At 40.4% G+C, this 23,250-nt stretch carries 19 protein-coding genes; 16 read left to right on the top strand and 3 right to left on the bottom strand.

Features of this window, described 5'->3' with window-relative positions; all coding sequences use genetic code 11:
* Window position 1 precedes the first annotated feature (1 nt).
* From hldE to glf, 15 genes are all read left to right on the top strand, one after another.
* Window positions 2-1,450, top strand: coding sequence for a bifunctional D-glycero-beta-D-manno-heptose-7-phosphate kinase/D-glycero-beta-D-manno-heptose 1-phosphate adenylyltransferase HldE (gene hldE / locus DW931_RS09650; RefSeq protein ID WP_118482503.1), 1,449 nt, complete (start codon window positions 2-4; stop codon window positions 1,448-1,450).
* Window positions 1,451-1,475: 25 nt separating this feature from the next.
* The gene (gene rfaD / locus DW931_RS09645; protein WP_117796555.1) at window positions 1,476-2,444 is read left to right on the top strand and encodes an ADP-glyceromanno-heptose 6-epimerase; all 969 of its coding nucleotides are present in this window, start codon (window positions 1,476-1,478) and stop codon (window positions 2,442-2,444) included.
* 19 nt (window positions 2,445-2,463) lie between these two features.
* Window positions 2,464-3,432: a glycosyltransferase gene (locus DW931_RS09640; protein ID WP_117796554.1), complete on the top strand. Its 969-nt coding sequence runs from the start codon at window positions 2,464-2,466 to the stop codon at window positions 3,430-3,432.
* 1 nt (window position 3,433) lies between these two features.
* A complete protein-coding gene (locus DW931_RS09635) occupies window positions 3,434-4,210 on the top strand; it encodes an ABC transporter permease (protein WP_117796553.1) in 777 nt (258 codons plus the stop codon).
* A 56-nt stretch (window positions 4,211-4,266) separates the two neighbouring features.
* Window positions 4,267-4,998 (top strand): ABC transporter ATP-binding protein, encoded by a 732-nt coding sequence (locus tag DW931_RS09630; protein WP_117796588.1) that lies wholly within the window; start codon window positions 4,267-4,269, stop codon window positions 4,996-4,998.
* Window positions 4,967-6,157 (top strand): glycosyltransferase family 9 protein, encoded by a 1,191-nt coding sequence (locus DW931_RS09625; protein WP_207664447.1) that lies wholly within the window; start codon window positions 4,967-4,969, stop codon window positions 6,155-6,157. The genes DW931_RS09630 and DW931_RS09625 overlap by 32 nt, the downstream gene beginning before the upstream one ends.
* Before the next feature lie 35 nt (window positions 6,158-6,192).
* Window positions 6,193-7,377 carry a glycosyltransferase family 9 protein gene (locus tag DW931_RS09620; protein WP_117796551.1) on the top strand — a complete coding sequence of 395 codons (1,185 nt, stop codon included), beginning with the start codon at window positions 6,193-6,195 and terminating at the stop codon, window positions 7,375-7,377.
* A gap of 1 nt (window position 7,378) precedes the next feature.
* Window positions 7,379-8,545, top strand: a complete 1,167-nt coding sequence (locus tag DW931_RS09615) for a glycosyltransferase family 9 protein (RefSeq protein ID WP_118626955.1) — start codon at window positions 7,379-7,381, stop codon at window positions 8,543-8,545.
* On the top strand, window positions 8,546-9,697 hold the full coding sequence (locus DW931_RS09610; protein ID WP_118626954.1) for a polysaccharide pyruvyl transferase family protein: 1,152 nt from the start codon (window positions 8,546-8,548) through the stop codon (window positions 9,695-9,697). It abuts the gene before it with no gap.
* Between the two features lie 121 nt (window positions 9,698-9,818).
* Entirely contained in the window at window positions 9,819-10,946 is a 1,128-nt protein-coding gene (locus DW931_RS09605; RefSeq protein WP_118626953.1) for an acyltransferase, read from the top strand.
* Between the two features lie 259 nt (window positions 10,947-11,205).
* Window positions 11,206-12,405 (top strand): glycosyltransferase family 4 protein, encoded by a 1,200-nt coding sequence (locus tag DW931_RS09600; protein WP_181986241.1) that lies wholly within the window; start codon window positions 11,206-11,208, stop codon window positions 12,403-12,405.
* Between the two features lie 175 nt (window positions 12,406-12,580).
* Entirely contained in the window at window positions 12,581-13,606 is a 1,026-nt protein-coding gene (locus DW931_RS09595) for a hypothetical protein (RefSeq protein ID WP_147353588.1), read from the top strand.
* Window positions 13,607-13,734: 128 nt separating this feature from the next.
* A complete protein-coding gene (locus DW931_RS09590; protein WP_243015369.1) occupies window positions 13,735-14,676 on the top strand; it encodes a MarR family transcriptional regulator in 942 nt (313 codons plus the stop codon).
* Window positions 14,676-15,443 carry a hypothetical protein gene (locus DW931_RS09585; RefSeq protein WP_118482522.1) on the top strand — a complete coding sequence of 256 codons (768 nt, stop codon included), beginning with the start codon at window positions 14,676-14,678 and terminating at the stop codon, window positions 15,441-15,443. The genes DW931_RS09590 and DW931_RS09585 overlap by 1 nt, the downstream gene beginning before the upstream one ends.
* Window positions 15,444-15,708: 265 nt before the next feature.
* On the top strand, window positions 15,709-16,821 hold the full coding sequence (gene glf, locus DW931_RS09580) for a UDP-galactopyranose mutase (RefSeq protein ID WP_118482521.1): 1,113 nt from the start codon (window positions 15,709-15,711) through the stop codon (window positions 16,819-16,821).
* 536 nt (window positions 16,822-17,357) lie between these two features.
* Here the strand turns inward: glf and DW931_RS09575 are convergent.
* Genes DW931_RS09575 through DW931_RS09565 form a run of 3 tightly spaced genes read right to left on the bottom strand, consistent with a single transcriptional unit; the run spans window position 17,358 to window position 21,770 of the window.
* Window positions 17,358-18,458, bottom strand: a complete 1,101-nt coding sequence (locus DW931_RS09575) for an alginate O-acetyltransferase (protein WP_118626952.1) — start codon at window positions 18,456-18,458, stop codon at window positions 17,358-17,360.
* 27 nt (window positions 18,459-18,485) lie between these two features.
* On the bottom strand, window positions 18,486-21,029 hold the full coding sequence (locus tag DW931_RS09570) for a HAMP domain-containing sensor histidine kinase (RefSeq protein ID WP_118482520.1): 2,544 nt from the start codon (window positions 21,027-21,029) through the stop codon (window positions 18,486-18,488).
* Between the two features lie 45 nt (window positions 21,030-21,074).
* A complete protein-coding gene (locus tag DW931_RS09565) occupies window positions 21,075-21,770 on the bottom strand; it encodes a response regulator transcription factor (protein ID WP_022360531.1) in 696 nt (231 codons plus the stop codon).
* Window positions 21,771-22,214: 444 nt separating this feature from the next.
* Between DW931_RS09565 and DW931_RS09560 the strand changes: the two genes are divergently transcribed.
* A complete protein-coding gene (locus DW931_RS09560) occupies window positions 22,215-23,177 on the top strand; it encodes a beta-ketoacyl-ACP synthase III (RefSeq protein WP_118482519.1) in 963 nt (320 codons plus the stop codon).
* Window positions 23,178-23,250 lie beyond the last annotated feature (73 nt).

The following is a 23,250-nucleotide window of genomic DNA, read 5'->3' as shown; positions in this document are numbered from 1 at the left end:
TATGGATTACAGAAAATTAGACGTTTTTAAAAAATTAAAAGTTTTAGTTTTGGGAGATTTTATGCTGGATAAGTATATTATCGGAAGCGTAAAAAGAATATCGCCAGAAGCACCTGTTCCGGTTATAAATGTAAAGAAAAAAGATGTCCATTTAGGCGGTGCAGGAAATGTAATTAATAATATTGTTGCGCTTGGAGCGACCGCTCGTATTATCAGCTGTGTTGGAAAAGATGTAGATGGTGACTATCTGATTCATAGAATGAATGAAAAAGGAGTTGATACCCGTTTTGCCTGGCAGAATGAGAATGAACGGACAATTGTTAAGACAAGAGTGTCTGCGAAAGGACAACAGTTTCTTAGATACGATGAGGAAATTGTAAAAGATGTAGACAGAGCATATGTAGATTATTTGGAACAAAATATTGAGAAAGTATTTGAAGGAATTGATATTGTTATCATTTCTGATTATGGAAAAGGCAATGTAACATGCGATACAGCTCAAACATTGATCCGGAAAGCACGGGAAGAAGATATTCCGGTTATCGTAGATCCAAAGGGTAGTGATTACAAAAAATATACAGGAGCAACAACTTGTACACCGAATATGTCTGAATTTTGTCAGGTTGCAGGTTGCGGAGAGAACTTAACCGAGGAAGAAATTGCTCAAGAAGCGGTGAAGATTTGCAAGAAAATTAGTTTAGAATATCTTCTAGTTACTCGTTCTGAAAAAGGAATGTCTTTGGTTGATGAAGTGGCAGGAAAACAGGATTTTCCAACAGTTGCTAGAGAGGTTATAGACGTTACGGGTGCTGGAGACACGGTTATATCTACATATTCGCTAGCGATTGCAGCGGGTATGAGCCGAGAGGATGCTTGTATATTAGCGAATGAGGCGGCATCTATCGTGGTATCAAAATTTGGGTCAGCAACAACTACAGTACAGGAAATAAAAGCTGCTAGTAAAGATGGAGAACGTTCAAAGCTAGTTTCAAGTGATGAGATAGAAGAAATAGTATCTCAACTCAAGAAAAAAGGGAAAAAGATAGTCTTTACGAATGGATGCTTTGATCTGGTTCACGCAGGTCATATATCATCTTTTGTCCAAGCGAAAGCCAAGGGGGATGTATTAATTGTAGGAATAAATAGTGACGCATCGATTAAGCGCATAAAAGGAGATAAACGACCGATAGTTACACAAATGAATCGTGCAAAACTTCTAAGTGCACTTGGGATGATTGACTATCTCGTTATATTTGATGATGATACACCTCAGAAATTAATAGAGAAAATACTTCCAGATGTTCTTGTTAAGGGGAAAGATTGGGAAGGCAAGGAAGTAGCCGGTCAGGATGTGGTTGAAAGCCATGGAGGTAAGGTTTCTTTTATTAATCTTGAAGAAGGGTTATCGACTACTAATATTATAGAAAAAATAAGAAAATTGTATAACTAATCAATTTATAAAAAGGAGAATTCGAATGAGTGTAATTGTTACTGGTGGAGCAGGTTTTATTGGAAGTTGCCTTGTAAGAACATTAAATGATATGGGAATAGAAGATATCATTATTGTGGATCATATTTCAACGAGTGATAAATGGAAAAATATGGTAAATAAAAAGTACACAACCTATATTCCGCGAGATAAGTTTTTACAGCAGCTTGATACTTTTGATGGAAAAGTTACACATGTAATTCATATGGGAGCGTGCTCTGCAACAACAGAGAAAGACTTTGATTTTTTGTATCATAATAACTTCGAATTTACAAAAATGATATGGAAATTTTGTGTTAAAAATCAAATTTCTATGATAAATGCAAGCAGTGCAGCCACATATGGCGCAGGTGAAAATGGGTTTGACGATAAAAAGGATATATGTGCGCTTCGTCCATTAAATGGATATGGTTATTCAAAACAATTGTTTGATCTTTGGGAAAGAGAACAAGTACTACGTCCTAAACAGTATGTCGGCTTTAAATATTTTAATGTATATGGACCGAATGAATATTTTAAGGGAAGCATGGCAAGTGTAATTTTCCATACATTTAACAAAATCAAGGAAACAGGTGAGATGGGTTTATTTAAATCTTATCGACCGGATTATGAAGATGGACAGCAGTTGCGAGATTTTGTCTATGTTAAGGATATTTGCAAAGTTGTAAAATTTATGATTGAAAATCCAGCAGTCAATGGATTATTCAATCTGGGAACGGGAACCGCCCGCAGTTTTTATGATCTTGCAAAAGCAACATTTACAGCTCTTGGCTTAGAACCGAATATTAAGTTTGTTGATATGCCCGAAAGCCTTCGTGCAAAATATCAGTATTATACACAGGCGGATATGCAGAAATTAAGGGATGCGGGATATCAAGAAAAATTTTATAGTCTTGAAGAAGGATGCAGAGATTATGTAGTGAATTATCTGGCTCAGGATTATAAGACATATTAAGGAGCTAAAGAGCCGTATAATGGATCAGATTACAATTTTGATGGCGGTATACAATCCGGATAAGGAATGGTTTAAAGAGCAACTTAGCTCTTTAAACCAACAAACATATCCGAAGGTTAAATTACTAATTTGTAATGATGCATCACCGGATATAAGTGAAAAAGAATTAGAAGAATTTATAAATAAATATGTTGATAATATTCAGTGGAAACTAATATCAAATATTGAAAATAAAGGCAGTACAAAAACATTTGAACGTTTGACGTTAGAAGCAGATGGGGATTATTTTGCATACTGTGATCAAGATGATATATGGAACAAAGATAAGTTGTATAAAGAACTGGAATATCTAAAAAGTAATAAGGCATGTATGGTATGCTGCAATGCGGACGCGATAGACACAGTGGGAAAAATACTGACAAAATCATATATGTGCATTACAGATGCAGAAAAAGAAAAAATTGAGAATAATACAATATGGAAAGAGCTTTTAATTCGTAATTGTTTCTGGGGATGTACGATGTTGATAAGCTCAGATAGTGCAAGGAATTCATTGCCATTTTGCAAAAATATGTACCACGATCACTATTTGGCTCTGTATGCATCAATACAGGGAAGAATTTGTTTTGTGGATAAGGCATTAATGCAATATCGTATTCATGGAGACAATCAGACGGGTTTTTTAAAGGACGCAAATGATAAAAAAAGTTATATTAAAAACAGAATACTTCCATTGAGAGCAAGATATGAAATGCTTTTAAAAAAACAATTACCTGAAGAATACAAAGCTGAAATCGAGAATGTTTTGAAATGGGTAAAAAGTCGAGAAGAGTATGCACAAGGAAAATGGAGTAGAATGTTTGATATGTTGAGAACAGGTATAAATATTAACCTAAAAACCACAATGTTTGAAATTATGACATTGTGGTTGCCAGAGCGCTTGTGGAAATGGCAGATTGAATGGTTAAAACAAAATAAAGGAAAATAGCATGAAAGAATTTTTGAGTGAATTATATAATTATAGAGAATTGCTGCAAGAATTGATAAAGAGAGATCTAAGAGTAAAGTATAGAAAATCCGTTCTGGGATATTTATGGAGCTTGTTAAATCCGTTATTAATGATGATGGTTGTTTCAACAGTGTTTTCATATGTGTTCCGATTTGATATTGAAAATTATCCCGTATATCTGATTACTGGTCAAACACTATTTAACTTTTTTCAGGAAGCAACCAACATGGCGATGACTTCTATTACTAATAGTGCCTCTCTGATTAAAAAAGTATATTTACCGAAACAGGTATTTCCGGTATCAAGGATTTTATCAAGTTTTGTAACATTTTTATTCTCATTATTGGCGATTGTTATCATTATGATTTTGACGAGAGTGAAAATTACTTGGACTATCTTATTGTTTCCACTTCCGCTGTTATACATTCTTGTGTTTTCGATTGGATTGGGATTACTGCTTTCTATAATGTCTACTTATTTTAGAGATGTATATTATCTTTGGGGGATTTTTATTACTGCATGGATGTATTTTACACCTATTTTTTATCCTACAGCGCAGTTGTCGGGATTTGCAATGAGTATTATGAGATGGAATCCATTGTATCAGATGCTACAGTGTTTTAGAGAGATTGTTTTGTATGGAGTATTTCCTACATGGCGCCGACACTTGATATGTATACTATTTGCAGTTGGAGCATTATGTTTGGGTGTATATGTGTTTAGAAAGAAACAGAAGAACTTGATTTTATACTTATAAAATGGCTGGAGGAACAATACGTGGATTCGAATGCAATTGAAATAAAAAATGTTACTATGCAGTTTAATCTTGAGAGGGAAAGAACGGACAACGTAAAAGAATTTTTTATCAAAAAAATGAAAAGAAAATTACAAATAGATTCCTTTATAGCATTAAAGAATGTAAGTTTTAAAGTGAAAAAAGGAGAGGTATTTGGCCTCATTGGGGACAATGGAAGTGGAAAAAGTACTACGTTAAAAATTATTTCTGGTATATTAAGTCCAACGGAAGGAACAGTAACTGTAAATGGATCAATTTCACCATTAATTGAACTGGGAGCAGGTTTTGATATTGAATTAACAGCCAAGGAAAACATATTATTAAATGGATTGACTCTTGGATATTCAAAGAAATTTATTGAATCAAAACAGGAGGAAATCATAGAATTTTCTGAATTAAGAGATTTTATGGATGTTCCAATTAAAAACTATTCATCCGGTATGGTCGCTCGACTTGGATTTGCAATTGCGACATTGGTAAAACCGGATATCTTAATTGTGGATGAGATCCTTTCTGTTGGGGATAGAAGTTTTCAGGAAAAATGCGAGAAGAGAATTCAAGAACTGATGGACGGTGGGACAACGGTTTTAATCGTGTCTCATAGTATTGAGCAGATAGAAAAACTTTGTAATCGGGTGCTATGGTTAGATCATGGAAATATGGTTTCAATGGGGAAAACCGATATTGTATGTGAATACTACAAAAATAAGGATTTTGATGGGGCAAGAAAATATAATGAAGCTTCCTAAATTAATAAAAAAATTTAAACCAGTGTTGGCACATCAATTGGAAATGATTCTATTGTGGTACTACAGTAAAACAGCAAAATATAGAAGACCGTCTAAGACAACAGGAAAGATACTTCTGGCAAGAACAGATGGGCTTGGAGATTTTATTATATGGTTGAGTTGTGCTAAGGCATTTCGGCAGCTATATCCTGAAAAAAAGATTGTTTTGATGTTAGACTCTATTAAACCTACAAAACATTTTGCAGAGTCAATGCCTCAATATTTCGATGAAGTTTTTAATATTGATATCCATAATTACACACGGTTTTTTGAATTCAAACGGATGATGAAGTTGGAATTTGATGAAGTAATACAGCCGGCATATTCGAGAGTAGCATTTACAGATATTTTATTATTTGCATGTAAAGCTGGAAAAAGAATCACTTTGGATACGAATGCAAAATTTCTTTCGGCACGACAGTTGACTTGGACAAATAGGGGATATGATCAAATTATTCCGACAAGCGGAGGAATAAAGCATGAACTGATACGGTGTGGTGAGTTAATACGTGGATTAGGATGGATAGATTTTAAGGTTGGGTATCCAGATATGCGGCAATTATATGAAAATAAAGAAAACTATTTTGTTTGCTTTCCAGCTGCTTCTGGACCTACAAAAATATGGGAAGCCGAGAAATATGCATATGTGTTAGACAAAATTATTCGCAGAACAGGATGGAGCTGCAAATTATGCGGTGGAAAAGAAGATTTTGAACAGTTAAGTGATGTAATGGAACAAATGGAACTGAAAGGACAGGCAGAAAATCTGGCAGGTAGGAAGACGCTGCCAGATACTATTACATTGTTAAATAAAGGGCAAATGGCAATTGGTAATGATACAGGCGCTATGCATATGGCAGCAGCATGCCATATTCCATCGATTGTATTGATGGGCGATAATGAGTTGGGTCGTTTTTTTCCGTATAAAGCAGAGAAAGGGGAAAGTCTTCCTTTATGGGTGGTAGATGCAGGAATGTCCTGCCAGGGATGCAATGCAATGAAAGATGTTCCTTGTCGTTATCCGTTTGGAACCAAAGGAGTATATCGATGTATAGAACTTATATCAAAAGAACATTGCATGGATGTTGTTGAGATCGCACTTAAAGAACTCGGATTGTAAATAGGCCTATATCAAGGCAGAAAGTAGGCAGACAAATGAAAGAATCTTTAAAAAGAAATTTCTCAAAAGGATTAAATGAAGTTTTATTTCAAATACTGCGTTTAAGAGCATTAAGGAAAAAATATATAAAGAGCAATTATGTATATGTGATTCGTTTTGCACATATAGGAGATTTCTGCTTGTGGTTAGATTCTGCAAAAGAGTTTAAAAAAATATTTCCAAAGCATAAAATTGTTTTTTTGACGTACAAGTATAAAAATGTTAAAAAGATCGCAGAAGCAACAGGATATTTTGATAAGGTGATTTGTTTTGATACAGAAGGTTTAAAGCGAATTAGGACAATACAAAAAGCCTGTCATTTAAAAGGAGATATTGTTATTAATTCAAATCCTTCTCGTTCATTACTGTCTGATTTGTTTGTACTTGCAATTCGAACAAATAAGAGAATAGCACAAAAAAGTGATTTTTCGGAAATGGGTAAAAAGCAATTAAGCCGCTCAGATTTAATTTATGACAAAGTAATTGAATGTGATCTGAAACAAATGGAATTGATAAAAAACGCAGAATTTATAAGAGGATTAGGAGAAAAAGAATTTAAAGCGAGACTTCCACAACTTCCCAAAATTCCGTGCAATGTGAAATTACCAAAAGGAAAATATGCAATCATATTTCCAGATGCAGATGCACCGATACAGATGTGGAATTATAAAAATTTTTCGATTGTAATCCAAAATATGCTAAACGAAAGCATAGACGAATGTCTTATTCTTGGAAGTGTAAAATATAGAAATGTAGGAGATCAAATTGTAAAGGAACTAGAATGTAAAATGTTGGCGGAAGATAAAAAATTGAATCACCGTTGTATTAATCGGATGGGAGAGACATCTTTAGAAGAATGTATTGAATTAGTAAGGTATGCATCAATTGTTCTCTCTAATGATACGGGGGGAGCTCATATTGCAACTGCGTGTAATACACCGTGTGTAGTATTGGCAGCAGGATGGAATAGAGGAAGATTTTTTCCGTATAAAGTGGAAGAAAAAAGAATAGGGGAATGTATGCCTGTAGATATAGTATCTGCTCAACCGTGTTTGGGTTGTGGTATAGAAAATATAAACCGGTTTAATCCGGAATGTGGAATAAATGGAGTTCCTAAATGCATTGCTATGAATGGGACAGAAGAAATTATAAAAAAAATAAAAGAAGGTTTAAAAAAATAGTATGAGGATAAAAGAAAAAATACGAAAGATAAAAAATAGATTAATAGATAGTAAATTTTTGTTTACACATTCACATTTGATGCGTAATATGGTGGAATCGATAGAAGATGAACTTATTTCACAAAATGGAAAAAAGGATGATATTCTTTACATATCTTTTTATCCAACAGGAGGATTTGGAGATTACATTATTAGTTCTAAACTTTTGGATGAAATTTCCCAAATAGTTCCATGCAAAATAGATGTATATTGTGAAAATGTTACATTTGGAAAGGCAGTATATGAAGGTAGAGAAAAAGTTGAAATTTTTCCAATTAATACGTTTTATTCTCAAATGTGGAAATATGATTTGGCTTTGAAAGTGGAACATTTTATACATATAGAAAAACAGAACGCAAATAAAATAGCAAAAATCAACCCGATATTCATGGATAAATTAAACAAATTGGGACATGGTTATCGCACGTATTATCCGGATGTAGAACAGCAATGGTTTCGAGAAAATATACATTTTAGACGCTGTGAAATTAAAGGTATTAATCGCTGGACAGAATTGAGCCATGAAGGAATATTCAAAATTGAGGATCAAAAGACATGGATACCTATGCGTGAAGAGTACAAGAAAAGATTACAAGAACTTGGGTTAAACGAGAAGAAATATATTACATTAAACCGTGGTGCTGATAGCATGGGACGGAGTAAAATGCAAACAAAGGTATGGCCATTAGAACATTATAATGATTTTGTTGTGTTGTTTAAAAATCAGTATCCAGATATAGAAATTGTTCAAGTTGGAGCTTCTGGAAATGCCAAAATTCGTGGAGTTGATAAATATATATTGGGGGAAAGTTTGGAAGTGACTAAATGGATCTTAAAAGGTTCTATATTACATTTGGATTGTGAGGGGGGATTAGTTCATTTAGCAACACAGTTGGATACAAAATGTGCGGTTGTATTCGGACCAACACCAAAGCATTTTTATGAATATCCACAAAATATTAATATGGTGTATGAAGGATGTAATAATTGTATGGGAACACATCCAGAGTGGGCATTTGAATGTTATAAGGGACTATCAGAACCCGAATGTATGTATAAAGTGACACCTGAAATTGTGATGAAAAACATAAAATCCTATATGGATTCTATAAGAAAAGAGGAAAAATAATTGAAGTATGGAAAAATACATTTTATAAATAGGATCGATTTGGAAAATGCGGGCGACAGAGAATGTTGCCCGCTTAACTATTATTATGAATATTTTAAGCAATTTAATTTGATGAGACATGATATAGATTCTATTAAATATTATGAGATTAATATAGATGATATTGTGATTTTAGGTGGAAGTGGACTCTTTAATGTAACAAAGTCATTTAACAATGCAATAAATAAAGTCTTAGAATGCTGTCATAATGTAATTGTTTGGAGTGCAGGTTTTAATACACATGCTGGAAGATGGTTTCAAGGAGAAACGTTCCCTGATATTCGGATGGAGCGGTTTAAGATGGTTAGTATAAGGGATTATAATCACCCTTCTAAAATTGAGTATCTTCCATGCCCATCAGCTATTGCAGTGGGAAAGATAAATGGATATATAGATGGAAAAAAGATTAGGAAATATGGAGTGATTGAACATAAGGATCTTCCGATACAGGGAATTGACTGGCTAAAAGATAGAATCAAAAATTCTGAAACTTTAGATAATATTGTTCGATATATAAAAAGTTCAGAGGTTATTATTACTAATACATATCATTGTGCATACTGGTCAATTTTATTAAATAAAAAAACCATTGTGATAGGAAAGTGGAGTACTAAATTTGATTATTTTAAATGTAAACCAGAGTTTATTTCTATTGGACAAGGTGAAATCCTTACCCAAAAAAAGATAGAAGAAAGTTCAAAGAAGGCAAACATATATGAAGGCGCTTTAGAAGAAGCGGTGAAATTAAATGATTTGTATTTTAAGAGAGTAAAAGATTATATAGATAAGTGCAATCTTTCAAAGTGTAAAGAGAAGCAGGAAATATATCAAATGGAATATATCAATTCATGGAATTTGCAGTCTAAATTAGAGGAAATAGACTGGTTACTCGAAAGAAGACTAGAAATGGAAGAGTTTCATCAAGAAGTTTTCTTTAAGATTAATCAATTACATGATGAATTATATTTAGCAATGAATCAATTACACGACGAATTGTATGAGAGGATAAATGTTTTACATGATGAATTATATGATAAAATTAATACTTCACATGATGAATTAGTTGGAATAACAAATAAATTACATGATGAACTGTATGAAAATAAAAAATAGATACTTTATATATAAGTTTATAATAATGAAGAAAAAGCTTAAATTATGATTAGCGATAATTATACTATATTCTAAAGAGTGAGATAATAACAAATATAATTGTTAGATTTCGGGAGATAAAATGAGTGATAGATTACGTCCGTTAGATGGAGTGAGAGGAATTGCTGCATTAATAATAGCGTGTTTTTTACATTGGCATGACAATATAAATCCAAATTTCGTATTATTAAGATTTTGGAATGGATATTTAGATGGGAGAATTTTGGTTGAATTTTTCTTTCTGATATCTGGCTTAACATTTACTGCGTTTTATATGAAAAGAATTGCTAATAGTGAAGTGTCGTTTAGTGATTTTATTTATTCTCGTTTTGTGAGATTGGCACCATTGTATTATGGAACTTTGTTTTATGTAACATTTATGCTGATTCTTAGAAAAATATTCAGTGTTGGAACATTTACTTACCAGTATAATGACGTACATCATTTTGTATTGAATTTATTGATGATACAGAATTATGGGCTACAGACAGATGCAAATTTTAATGCTATATCATGGACGGTATGTATAGAAGTTTTAATGTATATTGTTTTTTTTGTTATCTGCAAGATGACAAAAACAAAACACACATATTTTGCTATATGTTGGGGGCTGATAATTGTAGGATATACACTAGAAAAGTCAGATTGGAAAGGAAGCACATTTACTTTGGTAAATGCTAATATTGGAAGAGGTATGATTGCTTTCTTCTTTGGTAGTCTATTATATTTTTTGCTTTTGAAAGCATATCAGGGTGGAATACGATTAAAATTAATAATGTTTAGTATATTATTGATAGTTGTGTTGATTTATTATTTTGGCGGTGTAGATGTATGGAGTCATGGTGATTGGTGGTATATGTTAAGTGGATTTGTTTTTATAATATATCCAATAATGATTTATTTAATTACAACAGTTAAACTTATTAGATGTTTTTTACTATTAAAACCATTACAATATTTAGGGAAAATATCTTTTACAATTTATATGTGTCATTATCCAGTGCAATTAACAATGGATTTTATTAATAAAGTTAGTAAGATTAATGGTTCTTATGATAATTATTTTATATGGGGATTATATTGTATTTGTGTAGTGGCAATTTCGTCTATAATAAACGCATTCTACGAAAAACCTTTAATAAATTGGCTTCGGAAATATAAAGATAAGATATGGAAAGATGAAAAACTGTCAAATTTAGAGAAATTTTGAATGAGTGATTAAAAAAGACATAAATTCGCTCAGAAGAAATTCCGGGAGATGATGGAAGAAGAGGTTTATCCGGAGTATTTATGGAAATAGAATAGTAAATTAACATAAGTTAAGGCGGCTACAATTTTGTAGCCGCTATTTTTGGTTGGGTGAAAATGATGGCAAAAACAATCAAACGATGAGGAGAGAGGCAGGTGATATTTGGAGGATGCTTCATATGAATATAAAAATGCAACATGATATGAAAGGGGAAAATAAAATGCCTAAAAAGGCCCTTCTGGTAACCCACGTCAGCGGTTTTGTCCCCCAGTTTGAGATGAACAATGTCCGCATTTTACAGAGGCTTGGATATGAGGTCCATTATGCTTCAAATTTTCATACACCGTCGTATGGAACGGATAATCACCGGCTGTATGGTACGGGGATCATCTGCCATCAGATTGATTTTATCCGGAGCCCGTTCGATGCCAAGAACCGGCTGGTGTACCGGCAGATGGTTGATTTGATGCGGCGGGAACATTTTTCGCTGGTACATTGTCACACGCCGATGGGAGGTGTGATGGCGCGGCTGGCGGCGCATGCCTCGCAGACGGGACCGATGATTTATACGGCGCACGGATTCCATTTTTTTAAGGGGGCGCCTTGGAAGAACTGGCTGTTTTATTATCCGATGGAGAAGTTTCTTTCGCGGTATACGGATCAGCAGATCTGTATTAACCGGGAAGATTATGAGCTGGCGAAGCGGAAGCTTCATGCGAAGTATGTGGATTATGTGCCGGGAGTGGGGATAGATAGTTCTCAGTTTCGACTTCCTGGGGATGAGGAAAGGCAGAGGAAGAGAGAAAGGCTGGGGATGCGGCCTGATCAGGTGGTGCTTCTGACATCCGGGGAGATGATACCCAGGAAGAATCAGGAGGTTCTGTTCCGGATGCTTGCCAGAATGAAGGATGAGCCGCATCGTAGTGCATATGAAAAGCTGCATCTGCTTTTGTGCGGACATGGAGAATTGAATGAGCATCTTCATGGGTTGGCGGACAGGCTTGGAATTGCAGATCATATATCGTTTTTAGGATACAGGGAAGATATGCTGGAGATCTTTGGAGCTTCGGATATCTTCCTTTTTCCATCCCTTCAGGAAGGGCTGCCGCGGGCGATGCTGGAGGCTATGGCCAGCGGGCTTCCGGTGATCTGTTCGGAGATTCGGGGCAATACGGATCTGATGGGAGATAGCTGGACCCTGTCGGCGGATCGGAAAAGAAAGCTTTGCCCGGGCGGTTTTATGCTTAACCAGCTTCAGGATGCAGATGTCTGGGCAGAAGCTCTTGAGGATATGCTGTCCAGGAAGAATCGCTGGAAAGAGATGGGTGAAGCCTGCATCCAGCGAAGCCAGGAATTTAGTCTGGATGCAGTGGAAAAGAAGATGAGGGAGATCTATGGACGTTTTGCAGAAATGGAATAGAAGTATACCGGATGGAAATGGGACGGCAGCGGCGGTCTTATTTTTTTTGCTTTTTATATTTTTGAAACAATTTTATTTATTCCCTTCAGGGAGGATGGAGGCGGCGGATGTATGTCTGTTCGCCTCTTTTTTTATGTTGTTATGTGACTGTATGAGAAGAAGACCGGAGCGGCTCTTGCAGCTGAAGACAGAAGGCCTGTTTTATGTGTTTCTGGCATCTGTTTTGATGATTAATGCATATTATGGGATTCGTCTTGGTCGTGGTGAATTTTCTAAGTATACTTGCTTTTGGATCTTCAATGCCTGTGCTATCTGGAGTTTCTGCTATCTGGCGGAATATGGCGGAAAAGCTTTTTTGACCGGGATTAATCGTGTGGTTAAGGTGAATATCGGAGTGCAGCTGCTGATATATCTGACGGGGCGCGGACGTATCTTCCGGGAATACTGGGGTGCGGTTCGCTATCAGGGAACCTTTAATGATCCGAATCAGCTGGCGTTTTTCCTGTTTATGATGATATTGCTTTTGTATCTGTACCGGTGCCGGTTTGGGGATCGGAGCTTTCCTGTGTTTTATGTGCTGGCGCTGCCGGTGATTGCGGCATCGAAGTCTACGGGAATTTTGCTGGGAGTTTTGATTTTTACGGTTCTGGCTGTTTTGCATGCCCTGTACCGGGTGGGATGCAGAAAAGGTGTGTCTATGAAAGTGTGGACCCTGGGAATCGTCATCGGAGTGGTTCTGTTTGGCCTGTTTTTGTGGTGGATATGGCCTGCAGCGGATTTTGATGTGAAGACGGTGGATTATAACATGTTGACGCGGATTCAGGAGAAGATATGGAAGGTGGCTCATGGCGGTCTGCTGGGACTTTTTCTGGATCGTGGAATGGAGAAGCTGGTACTGTACCCTCAGTATCTTTTGTATGGAGCTGGAGAGGGCGGTTTTGACCGATTTACACTGGCTAGTCAGGTGAATGAGATTCATTGCTGCCTGTTCAGTGTGATGTTTTGCTATGGTTTAATTCCGACTAGTTGTTTGTTGGTCTGGCTTGGACGCAAGCTGCGACGCATAGATGCGGCTATGACCTGCGCTGTGATTGGACTTCTGGCGGAGAGTTTTTTCCTTGTGAATTACCGGCAGCCGATGTTTTGGATGATACTCTTGTATGGGAGTGTGGCAGGCGGATGTAGAGGCGGGGACGTATGAAAAAAATGAAACATATAATTAGTTGTAAAATTTCTGGAAGTTCACATTAGCAATAAACTTAAAATAACTCAAAAACTTTACTTTTAACATTAGCTAAGTTAAAATGAAAGAAATTGAGTTAAGGAGGAATGGAAAATATGCTTACAAGCGTATTCGGGATTTCTATAAAATATGAAGCATGGAATCATCAGGATTCTTTGCCTGTTTATATTGCAGGAAGTTATAATTTTCACACAGCATATATTGGAAACAGACGCTGTATAATGCTTACTCCGACAGAAGAACTTGCCACACTTCCGGCATTGAAAAAACAGATTACAAAAATACAGCAGATTGATAATGTACCAGTCGTATTTGAATTTGCGTCGGTATCTAATTATCGAAGAAAAAGCCTTATAGAAAATAATATACCGTTTATTACTGATAAGCAGGTCTTTCTTCCTTTCATCGGGACAATGCTTTCTGATGAGAAAGAACCCCAAAAGCTGACAGGTAAGTTTGTTTGCTCAACACAGCAGTTGTTTTTGTTTTATCTGTATAGTAAGAAAAAACGATTGTATATTTCAGAAGCCGGAAAAGTGCTTCCATTTACAGCGATGACCTTGACCAGAGCAGTAAAGCAGTTGGAAGCGACGGATTTGTTTCTTGTAGCAAAAGACGGTGTCAACAAGTTTATTGAGTCAAAATATAACAGAGATGAATTATTTGAAAAAGCAAAAGTATATTTGACAACACCTGTCCGCAAAGCAGGATATATAGATAAGACGCAAGTTACAGAAAATATGGTCTTTGCAGGGGGGACGGCACTTTCTGAAAAAACAATGCTAAATCCAAGCCGAGTTGCTACCTATGCAATCAGTGAGAGGGATTATGATAAAACTTTGCTGACCGATGAATTGATAGACCCGGATAAGCAGGTAAGACTTGAATTATGGGCATACAACCCGAAACAATTTTCAGAGGATAACAGTGCTGACGATATTTCCATTGTTTTATCTTTTGGAGATACAAACGATGAGAGAATTGAAGAAGCAGTAGATGAATTGCAGGAAAGAAGGTTGAAGGAGTAATGGTCAGCGGATTTACAAAATTTAAGGAAAGATTTCAGGGTTTTGAAAATCAATATGTTATCATCGGCGGGACAGCTTGTGATTTGATTATGGAAAATGAAGAATTACCGTTTCGTGCTACAAAAGATGTAGATATTGTATTGATTGTCGAATCCATAACAGCGGAGTTCGGTAGGCAGTTCTGGGAGTATGTCAAGGAAGCAGGATATGAGCATTTGAATAAAAGTACCGGAAATACACAGTTTTATCGTTTCACATCTCCGAAAAGCAAAGAATATCCATATATGATAGAAATATTTTCCAGAAATCCGGATTTTGTTATATGGGAAGATGATGCAGTTCTCACACCGCTTCCGATAGACGATGAAATCTCCAGCTTGTCGGCAATCCTTTTAAATGAAGCGTATTATGAATTGCTAAAAACCGGACAATTGATGGTTGATGGCATTCCGGTATTAAGTCCGACTTGTCTGATACCATTTAAGGCGAAAGCGTGGCTGGATTTAAAGGAACGCAAGCTGAATGGAGAGCAGGTTGACAGCAAAAATATAAAGAAACATAAAAACGATGTGTTCCGATTAGCACAGTTAATCACAGCCAATACAAGGCAAGTTCTCAGTCCGGAAATAGCAGAGGATATGAAAGAGTTCTTATCTGAAATAGCTGATGAAACAGTGGATTTAAAGTCTTTGGGTATAAGAGGAACAGATAAGAAGAAAATGACAGATATGTTGTACCAGTGTTATGGGTTGAAGGATAATACATAGTAAAAGTGTTCTTGAAGATTTTGGACTCGCCCTGAGAGGGGAGGGTGCGGACATTTTCTTGGACAGGTTAAACAGCCAATCCAAGTCTACGTCTGTACTCCATAGGACTCATGTATCCTAATGGAGTATTAATAAGGTATTGTGTCCAAATTGAGAGTTTGTTTTGGGGAATGCTTGAAGCTGACGGGATATTCTTGTTTAAATTGTCGTTGTATGTTATAAATAAATCACAAGTATAACAACACGTGACAAGGAGAAAACCAACATGTACGATTATTTAATAGTAGGCGCCGGTCTCTACGGTGCCGTATTCGCCCATGAGGCGAAGAAAGCGGGCAAGAAGGTTCTGGTAATTGACCGCCGTCCGAATATTGCAGGAAATGTGTATACAGAGCCGATGGAGGGCATCCAGGTTCACAAGTATGGCGCGCATATTTTCCATACGAATAATAAAGAGGTCTGGAGTTATGTGAACCAGTTCGCGGAGTTTAACCGTTTTACAAACTCCCCGGTGGCGAATTACCACGGCGAGCTGTATTCCCTGCCGTTCAATATGTACACCTTCAACAAGATGTGGGGTGTCGTGACTCCGCAGGAGGCAGCGGCGAAGATCGAGGAACAGCGCAAGGCAGCAGGCATCACGGAGCCGAAGAACCTGGAAGAGCAGGCGATCAGCCTGGTTGGCACGGATATTTATGAGAAGCTGATCAAGGGCTATACACAGAAGCAGTGGGGAAGAGAGTGCAAGGATCTTCCATCCTTCATCATCAAGCGTCTTCCGGTTCGTCTGACCTTTGACAACAACTATTTCAACGCCCTGTATCAGGGAATCCCGGTGGGCGGCTATACGAAGATGGTTGCCAATATGCTGGATGGCATCGAGGTTCGTCTGGAAGAGGATTATTTTGAGAATAAGGCTGATTGGGATGCGATGGCAAAGAAAGTAGTTTACACCGGCGCGATCGATGCGTATTTTGAGTATTCGCTGGGCGTGTTGGAGTATCGCTCCGTCCGCTTTGATACAGAGGTTCTGGATATCCCGAATTTCCAGGGCAATGCGGCAGTGAACTATACGGATGCGGAGACTCCGTGGACGCGTATTATCGAGCATAAATGGTTTGAGTTTGGCAAGGATGCAGACGGCAATGATCTGCCGAAGACGGTCATCAGCCGCGAGTACAGTTCTGAGTGGAAGTTAGGCGATGAGCCGTATTATCCGGTCAATGATGCGAAGAATGGCGCGCTGTATGAGAAGTACAAAGAGCTGGCCAAGAAGGAAGAGAAGGTGATCTTTGGCGGTCGTCTGGGCGAGTATAAGTATTATGATATGGATGCGGTGATTGCTTCGGCGTTGGAGCTGGTGAAGAGGGAGCTGTAGGAGAATTTTTGATTTTTATCCGGATCGGCGGATGGTTTCGGAATCATGAAATGGATGGGAAGCTATCTGCTGATTCAGATAAAATGGTGAAATGAAAATTGCAAATTTTTAAATTGCTAAAAAATTGTAATTTCGCTTGAATCTTACGGACTATAATGTTATATTATATATAAAGGATGCCACCGATAGACGGTTTGGTTCCCTAGTGATTAAGACAAGAAAATAGCCGCAATCGTGTCAGGATGGGCGGCTATTTTTTTGCGCTTTTTTCTACATCTTTGCCAAGTGAATATCCGGCTTTGAAGCAAGTTGCGCCGAAACTCAAAATCGCTAGTACAATTCCAATGATTTCCATATGGCATCCCTCCTCTCAGGTAGATTCCCTTGCAGGTATCTATGTAATCAGAGGGTACGCAGCCCTCTGAAAGAGGACCAAGCCGCCTACCGTGTTATGGTGGCATCCATAGATTGATTGTATCACATTTCTTTTAAATTCGAAAGTTTTTTTGCACTGTTTAAATAAAAAAATGCACATATTATTTTTGCGTTGGCATCAATTTCTCCAAATCCTCCATCATTCTCCCCAAATCCCGTTCCACCACCTCATACACCAGCACATCCGGCTTATTTTCGTTCAAAAATTCCGGCTCGAATGCCTGCCAGTGATAGAAATCGGTATGCGCGAAGTATTTCGGCAGTCCTGCTAACAGGGCGGTTCCGAAGGAGTCACGGTAAATCGCGATGCGGCGCGGGTCGGGCGTCTGGACTGCTGAGATGTGGGCGATGTTGCCATCGTCAGAGGCACTGTCGTAGTGGATGGTTACGTTGTTTCGATAACCGGATACATCTGCTTTGGTATCGTCGCACATGGATTCTGGCATGTGGAACAGGTTCGCCAGATCGCCCGGATCGCGTGGCTCATAGGTGACAGTGACGTCCTCGATCGGCGTGGAGGTGCCGCCAGCGGCATCGATGATCTGCCCGGAGACGAGAAATCCGGCAGCATCGTTCCAGTGGGTATCGGTTTTGAAATACCACTGATAGTCCCGGCGGTTTTTGAGCTCCGGGTATGGATTGACAACTGGGACATTTGTGTGTATTTCCAGATAATCGAGCAGTTCACTGCGGCGGGTAGGTCCGTCCGGTGCGGTAAAGCCGTCCGGGAGGTATTCGCTGTATACGCCTTCTTTATTGGGCGCACACAGGAAGATAAATTCGGTGCCTTTTTCTTTCCAGGCGTCGTGGACGGTCTGGAGTTTGTCTGCCAGCATCTGGAGTTCCCCGGCGGAAAAACGGTTGGTGCCGAGGAAGTCCTCGACAGAGCTTCCGAGCGTGTAAAAGTACCAGCCATCTTTTCCGGTGATGACGTCCTGCGAGTCTCCGAACTGGAATAAGGAGAGGTTTAAGCGGGCGTTCAGGCTTAAGAAGCGGTTGCGGAACGCCGCATGGTCGTTGATCCAGTCTTCAACATCGGATGGAAAGGTATCGATGGTTTCCAGCGACAGAGTTGGAAATGCCGCCAGACTGCGGTTTTCGCCGGTGCCCTCATCGGCTGTGGTTTTCAGGATAGGAAACAGCAGGTTGGGGGAGAGGATGCAGGCGAAGAAGACTGCGATCATGATATGAGTGCGTTTCATAGGATAAAGTCCTCAATTCATAAATTTTTATTCATTTCTTGAATTTTCCGTAGTGTTTATGGTTTCATTGATAGCATTTTCGGAAGATTCGCCGTTTACCTCTTTTTGAATAGTAGCTTCTTCCGATATATTTGTTTTTTTCAGTTCATCGTCCTTTTTCGGCTTTTCAGCCGCTTCGGCAGCATCGGTTTCTTCTATTATTTCTGCGTCCTCAACCGCCTTCTCCGTCGTTTTCTCCACCAAATCAAACGCCACCTGTGCCTTAAACAGGTCCCCATCGATATACAAACTAAACTGCCCTTTCTGCAGTTCCGTCAGATCTTTGGCGATCGATAGTCCCAGTCCGCTTCCCTCGGTGGTGCGGGCGACGTCGCCGCGCACGAAACGTTCGGTCAGCTCGTCCGCACGGATGTTGAGCGGATTGGCAGATATATTTTTGATGGTGAAGACTGCCTGGCCAGCAGTACCGGTTTCTGGATTTCCGGGAACGCGGGCGAGGTCTACGTAGACGCGGCTGCCCTCCATCGCATATTTGCAGACGTTGTTGTACAGGTTTTCAAGTACGCGCCACAGGCGGCGACCGTCGGCCCGGATCATCAGTGGTTCCCGCGGGGCATTGATGATGAGCTGCAGATGTCTGGCATCCAGTTTTTCTTCAAATTCGCCGTTGGTCTGAAATGCCATCTGGACGAGGTCAATGTCGGTAAATTCGAGCTTCACATTGCCGGAGCTTGCCTTGGATGCCTCGACGAGGTCTTCAATCAGTGTTTTGAGACGCTGTGATTTCTGGTCGAGCACATCGAGATAGGCATTGATCCGCGCATCTTCAATATGTTCCCGTTTCATTAGGTTTACATAATTTATAATCGAGGTCAGCGGCGTTTTGATGTCGTGCGAAACGTTGGTAATCAGGTTGGTTTTGAGGCGTTCGCTCTTCATTTTCTCCTGAAGGGCGGTTTCAAGACCGGAACTGATGTTGTTGAGTCCCTCTGCCAGCGTGAGCTCCGGACCGTCAAATTCATCGAGATCAAGCTGATAGCTGGTCTCCCCGGCGGAGAGCTGGCGGACGGCATCGCGGATGGATTCCTGTTCGCTTGCCTGCCGGAACAGTATGTAAAAGATCCACAGGTTAAACAGCAGAAATACCAGCACAGTCAGACCTGTCAGCAGGTAAACAACGTATAAATTTGCATACACGCGGTCCCAGAAATACCAGGCAAGGCTGATAAGCGCTGTGTTGATTGCAAGATAGAGAACAAATCCGATGCCTAGGCGGCTGCGGAAGTTCTGCCGTGTTTTGAGGATCAACATTTTCTTCTGAATCCGGCAGATCAGGCTGGAGGTCCACAGGGTACCGGCGCGGTAGCGGCGCAGGAGGCTGAAAAAGAGCAGCAGTCCGCCCAGATACAGGACCAGCGCCTGCAGGCTGTGATCGGAGAAGTACCAATACTGCGATGGAATGACCAGATGCAGGATGCGGATGAGAATCAGGTCGCTTACAACCAGGGCGATCGCGGTCATGGCGGCAAAAAAGACGATGCCGGTTTCAGTGCCGCTCTTGTCGAAGCCGTGCAGCGTCACGTCGAAGCTGCGGTAACTCTGGTAGCCGGACACCCGGAACAGAAACAGGAAGCTTAAAAGCAGTCCGATCGTTGCAAAGATTGTCAGTGCAAATCCGGTCAGATACAGGTGCTGCCGGTGCAGGTATGCGGTATGCGTGCGCGCGTAAAGGTCAGTGACTGGATAATTTGTATCGATTCCGATCAGCAGATAATAGTCGCTGCCGGTGTACGGGTTATTGGATGCCAGTGCGGAAATGCTGCTGAGCGGGATCGCTTTCATGTTGGTGTCGTAGAAAACGGAATTGCCCGGCAGGTACGCGTAGCGCCCGTATTCCTTGACATTTTCCGGTGTCAGGGAATCGGTGTTTGTAAACTGGGTTGTTTCGCTCTGATCCGAATCTGGCTCCGTGTACTGGATTTTAAAATGCAGGTTGGATGGATTGGCGACGAAACGGTTATACACTGTGTAATAACGATGCAGTGTGTCCATGATCTCGACCGCCGCATCCTCCAATGTGCTGCGCTTCCGGCTGGCAGAACGGTAGCTGTAGATCCGCTGCGGCTCTTGAACCGACCATTCGACGTAGCCTTCGCGGCTCTTGACGCCGTCTGCCGGTTCAGAAACCTTCTGGCAGTTAAAGTCGTCGTCGAGCTGGTACCCCATGGATTCCAGATAGGAAATCAGGGAGGACAGGGAGAAATTTTCGGTCTCGCTTGGTCCAAAGGTCATTTTGAGCATCCGGCGCGAGAGGTCGATCGAGCTGTCGGCACCGAAGACGTCCTGATATTCCATATATAGGAAGATATCGTTCAGATCGTTATTAAATTGTGTGTTAAATTCCGCGGTGTCCTCATAAGGAACCGAGCCAATGCCGGTCAGCCCCAGCCCGAAATTTCCATTGATATACATGAGGCTGATACCGATGAGTCCCAGAATCAGGAAAAACAGATGCGCGAGGCTGGCGATCCATTTCTGGATCTGCATCGGAATATGTGAGAGTTTTGTCATAAATTTTGCAACTCCTAACTTCTGTTAGATGGATGATTCACATTTTTACTGCTTCTCAATTTTATATCCAACACCCCAGACAACCTTCAGATAGCGCGGCTCCCTCGGGTTAATTTCGATCTTTTCGCGGATATGGCGGATATGAACCGCAACTGTATTGTCCGCGCCGATCGCCTCCTCATTCCAGATCGCCTCGTAGATCTGGTCGATGGAGAAGACTTTTCCGGCGTTTTTAACGAGCAGAAGCAGGATGTTGTACTCGATCGGTGTCAGCTTGATGAGTTCGCCGTCCACGGTTACTTCCTTATTTTCATCGTTGATCTGCAAGCCGCCGCATTTGAATACGTGGTTGCCCATCTGATTGTTCATATTTCCCAGCTGCGTGTAGCGGCGGAGCTGCGATTTCACGCGGGCGACCAGTTCCAGTGGGTTAAACGGCTTCGTGATATAATCATCTGCCCCGATATTTAAGCCCAGAATCTTGTCCGCATCCTCAGACTTCGCGGAAAGAATAATGATCGGGATGCTGCTGGTTTCACGCACCTTCAGCGTCGTCCGGATGCCATCTAACCCTGGCATCATAACGTCCAGAATCATCAAATTCACGGTGTGCGTTTTTAAAAGTTCCAGTGCCTCCGCGCCGTCATATGCCTTGATAACCTCAAATCCCTCACCGGTTAAGTATATGTCAATCGCTTCCACGATCTGTTTGTCATCGTCACATACAAGAATACTCTGCATAGCAACTCCTCCTTTTAATAGGGTAATATATAGATAATATAGTATACAAATTTCTGTATAGATACAATAAAGATACCTATGTCTTATAATTATACAACGAAAAAGGAAACCGCGGTATCCTAATTTTTATGTATTTCAAGTGATGCGTATTTCAGGAGAAGAGCCGCCCCCAATCTGTAGGAAACATCACTCGCGCCGGCACTTAGCGAGGTTTTTTCGAGCTTAGTGTCCGCTGCAGCGAGTGCAAGAGCGAGAGCGTTTTCCGGAAGATTGGGGGCGGCTCTTCTCTGTCCGGGTTGCGTCTTCTCACCAGAATCCTGCCGTTCATTTACAAGTTATCCTTGACAAACCCCAGATTCTCCGCTACACTCTAAATTAATTTGAATATCAAACCATTTGAAATTAAAACTATCTTTTATAGAAGAAGCGGAGTTAAACGAGAAAATGACAGCTAGAATCATTGGAATTGGCGCGTATGCGCCGGAGCAGGTTGTGACGAATCAGGATTTGACGAAATTTCTTGATACAAATGATGCCTGGATCCGGGAACGGACGGGTATTGGAGCCAGACATGTCTCGACGAGCGAGGGAACCTCGGCGTTGGCGACAGAGGCGGCGAAGCGCGCGATCGCGGACGCGGGCATTTCTCCGGAGGAGATTGAGATCGTGATTGTGGCGACTTCTTCCCCGGATCGGGCGTTCCCGAGTGCGGCGGCGGATGTACAGGGAGCCATCGGGGCGAAACACGCGGTGGCGTTTGACATCACGGCGGCATGTTCCGGATTTATTTACGCCTTACATATTGTGCAGGGATTTATTCAGGCGGGCATCTACAAGACAGCGCTGATCATCGGAGCGGAGACACTGAGCAAGGTGTTAGACTGGACGGACCGCAGTTCCTGCATCCTGTTTGGTGATGGCGCGGGCGCGGCGGTTGTCCGGGCGGACGAGACGGGTGTGGTGAAGACGCTGGTCGGCAGCGACGGAACGAAGAACGACGTTCTGTACTGCCAGGCGAGAAGTCTTGAAAACTGCCTGACGGGCGGCAGACCCGAGCTTGGTTTTATGCAGATGGACGGTCAGGAAGTCTTCAAGTTTGCGGTGAAGAAGGTACCGGAGATTGTGAATGCGATTCTGGAGGAGACCGGAACGGACCGCGAGGCGGTACAGCATTATCTGCTGCATCAGGCGAATATCCGGATTCTGGAAGCGACGTCGCGCCGTCTGAAGGTTCCGATGGACAAGATTCCGGTCAATATCGAGCGCTACGGCAATACGTCGGCGGCTTCGATTCCGATTCTCCTGGATGAAATGCACCGGGACGGACGCTTAAAACGCGGCGATACGCTGGTGATGGCAGGTTTTGGCGCGGGTCTTACCTGGGGCGCGGCATTGATGACCTGGTAGGTGCCTGGAGAAGCAAAAAATATATAGCAAAACTAATGTACATTATTCCATTTTTTGATAAAATATAAGAACA

Origin of the sequence: Clostridium sp. AM43-3BH (genome assembly GCF_003479985.1) — a bacterium.
In the GTDB taxonomy this organism is placed as follows: Bacteria; Bacillota; Clostridia; order Lachnospirales; family Lachnospiraceae; genus Otoolea; species Otoolea fessa.
The sequence above is the reverse complement of the archived record's forward strand: the minus strand, read 5'-3'. Positions and strand labels throughout refer to the sequence as shown.

Coding starts and splice junctions, on each gene's coding strand:
- hldE (WP_118482503.1), top strand. CDS start 2: ATGGATTACAGAAAATTAGACGTTTTTAAAAAATTAAAAGTTTTAGTT.
- rfaD (WP_117796555.1), top strand. CDS start 1,476: ATGAGTGTAATTGTTACTGGTGGAGCAGGTTTTATTGGAAGTTGCCTT.
- DW931_RS09640 (WP_117796554.1), top strand. CDS start 2,464: ATGGATCAGATTACAATTTTGATGGCGGTATACAATCCGGATAAGGAA.
- DW931_RS09635 (WP_117796553.1), top strand. CDS start 3,434: ATGAAAGAATTTTTGAGTGAATTATATAATTATAGAGAATTGCTGCAA.
- DW931_RS09630 (WP_117796588.1), top strand. CDS start 4,267: ATGCAGTTTAATCTTGAGAGGGAAAGAACGGACAACGTAAAAGAATTT.
- DW931_RS09625 (WP_207664447.1), top strand. CDS start 4,967: ATGGGGCAAGAAAATATAATGAAGCTTCCTAAATTAATAAAAAAATTT.
- DW931_RS09620 (WP_117796551.1), top strand. CDS start 6,193: ATGAAAGAATCTTTAAAAAGAAATTTCTCAAAAGGATTAAATGAAGTT.
- DW931_RS09615 (WP_118626955.1), top strand. CDS start 7,379: ATGAGGATAAAAGAAAAAATACGAAAGATAAAAAATAGATTAATAGAT.
- DW931_RS09605 (WP_118626953.1), top strand. CDS start 9,819: ATGAGTGATAGATTACGTCCGTTAGATGGAGTGAGAGGAATTGCTGCA.
- DW931_RS09600 (WP_181986241.1), top strand. CDS start 11,206: ATGCCTAAAAAGGCCCTTCTGGTAACCCACGTCAGCGGTTTTGTCCCC.
- DW931_RS09590 (WP_243015369.1), top strand. CDS start 13,735: ATGGAAAATATGCTTACAAGCGTATTCGGGATTTCTATAAAATATGAA.
- DW931_RS09585 (WP_118482522.1), top strand. CDS start 14,676: ATGGTCAGCGGATTTACAAAATTTAAGGAAAGATTTCAGGGTTTTGAA.
- glf (WP_118482521.1), top strand. CDS start 15,709: ATGTACGATTATTTAATAGTAGGCGCCGGTCTCTACGGTGCCGTATTC.
- DW931_RS09575 (WP_118626952.1), bottom strand. CDS start 18,458: ATGAAACGCACTCATATCATGATCGCAGTCTTCTTCGCCTGCATCCTC.
- DW931_RS09570 (WP_118482520.1), bottom strand. CDS start 21,029: ATGACAAAACTCTCACATATTCCGATGCAGATCCAGAAATGGATCGCC.
- DW931_RS09565 (WP_022360531.1), bottom strand. CDS start 21,770: ATGCAGAGTATTCTTGTATGTGACGATGACAAACAGATCGTGGAAGCG.
- DW931_RS09560 (WP_118482519.1), top strand. CDS start 22,215: ATGACAGCTAGAATCATTGGAATTGGCGCGTATGCGCCGGAGCAGGTT.